This is a genomic window from Algibacter sp. (genome assembly GCF_049667265.1).
Taxonomy (GTDB): Bacteria; Bacteroidota; Bacteroidia; order Flavobacteriales; family Flavobacteriaceae; genus Algibacter_B.
Genome location: NZ_JBATHX010000251.1, coordinates 1 through 1,739, shown reverse-complemented (window position 1 = coordinate 1,739; position 1,739 = coordinate 1). Strand labels below are relative to the sequence as shown.

Here is a 1,739-nt window from a genome sequence, read left to right as displayed (position 1 = left end):
ACCCTGAACTTACCGTTTTTGTAAAATATGATATTTGGCCAAATTTTTTAAATGAATTAAAACGAAGACAGCTTCGAGCCATATTAATTTCGGCTGCATTTAGAACGGGGCAATCCTATTTTAGATTTTACGGAAAGCCATTGAGGGAGGCTCTTTTTGCTTTCGAACATATTTTCACTCAAAATGAAACCTCTAAAACATTACTTAAATCCATAAACTACAACGCCGTGACCATTAGTGGCGACACCCGTTTTGATAGAGTTTACAATCAACTCAGTATAGATAATTCGCTTCCATTTATTGAAGAATTTAAAAACAATAAACTCTGCGTTGTTTCAGGTAGCACATGGCCTGAAGATGAAACTTTAATTATCAATTTTATTAATTCTGAAGCTTCAAAAAACTTAAAATTCATTATCGCACCCCATGATATTAAATTAGATAGAATTAAAAAAATGCAAGATCAAATTAAGTCAAAATCTATATTATTTTCTGAGAAAGCAGATAAAGATTTATCTAACTATCAAGTATTTATAGTTGACACCATTGGGATTCTTTCAAAAATTTATAGTTATGCAGATATTGCTTATGTTGGTGGTGCAATGGGAAATACAGGGCTTCATAACACTTTAGAACCTGCTGTTTTTGGTGTCCCAATAATTATTGGACACCAACATAAAAACTTTCCTGAAGCGCAGGCGTTTATTGATAATGGCGGCATGTTTTCAATAACTAATCAAACACGATTTAATGAAATACTTGAAAATTTAATATTGGATAGTGACTTTAGAAAAAAAAGTGGGTCAAAAAATAAAGTATTTATTGGAAACAATAAAGGTGCCGTCATCCAAATACTAGAATATCTACGTATATAAGTTGATTATTTTAAGAATTATTCAATATTTTTTAAATTTTAACAAAAAGTCATTAAATTTGACATCTAATTAACAATAAACACTAAAACAAAAACCGATGAAAAAATTATTTTTAAGTACAATCTTATTACTTGCCTTAAGTTTAACATTCACATCTTGTAGAGATACAAAAAAAGTAGATTCAATTGAAGACGCCATGAACAATGCTGGTGATGCTATAGAAGATGCTGCTGAAAGCGCGAGTGACGCAACTGAAGGTGCTCTTGAAGAGGCTGGGAAAGCTATGGACAATGCAGGTGAAGCCGTAGAAGACGCTGTAGAAGCAACGGGTGACGCAATTGAAAAAGCAGGTGAAGCTGTTAAAGAAAAAGCAGGTCACTAATCAAGATAAAACTTCAAAAAAAGCAAAAAACCACCTTTTAGGTGGTTTTTTTATGCCTAAAATTTAAATTTTAAAACAACAATAATGCCCTTTTAAAAAATTGATAAAGTTTTTATTACTGAAGACGGGATTTAGCTGTATCGGGTACCAGTTTCAACATGTTGAGAAAAGCCGATTGATAGTAATGAATCGCTTTTTTGTTTTTAAAAAGTTACCTTGAATGCAAGCATTGGGGATCTTTTTAAAAACAAAAAAGCCGAAACTTTCGTTTCGGCTTTTCATCTGTACTGAAGACGGGACTTGAACCCGTACGTCCTAATGGACATTGGATTTTAAGTCCAACGTGTCTACCAATTCCACCACTTCAGCATTGGTATATTTTCAAGAAAGTTTCAGAGCGAAAGACGGGATTTGAACCCGCGACCCCCACCTTGGCAAGGTGATGCTCTACCCCTGAGCTACTTTCGCAGTCTTTTTAATGA

2 protein-coding genes and 2 tRNA genes are annotated in these 1,739 nt (G+C 33.5%); 2 read left to right on the top strand and 2 right to left on the bottom strand.

Annotation, left to right across the window (positions count from 1 at the left end; all coding sequences use genetic code 11):
* Both WBN21_RS09540 and WBN21_RS09535 read left to right on the top strand, forming a co-directional pair.
* Window positions 1-875 (top strand): 3-deoxy-D-manno-octulosonic acid transferase (locus WBN21_RS09540; protein ID WP_424199700.1); only part of this gene is annotated, 875 nt, incomplete at its 5' end.
* 97 nt (window positions 876-972) lie between these two features.
* Window positions 973-1,257, top strand: coding sequence for a hypothetical protein (locus tag WBN21_RS09535; RefSeq protein WP_424199698.1), 285 nt, complete (start codon window positions 973-975; stop codon window positions 1,255-1,257).
* A 285-nt stretch (window positions 1,258-1,542) separates the two neighbouring features.
* On the opposite strand, the gene WBN21_RS09530 is transcribed toward WBN21_RS09535, so the two are convergent.
* Both WBN21_RS09530 and WBN21_RS09525 read right to left on the bottom strand, forming a co-directional pair.
* Window positions 1,543-1,626, bottom strand: a tRNA-Leu gene (locus tag WBN21_RS09530).
* A gap of 27 nt (window positions 1,627-1,653) precedes the next feature.
* A tRNA-Gly gene (locus tag WBN21_RS09525) sits at window positions 1,654-1,725 on the bottom strand.
* Window positions 1,726-1,739: the final 14 nt, after the last annotated feature.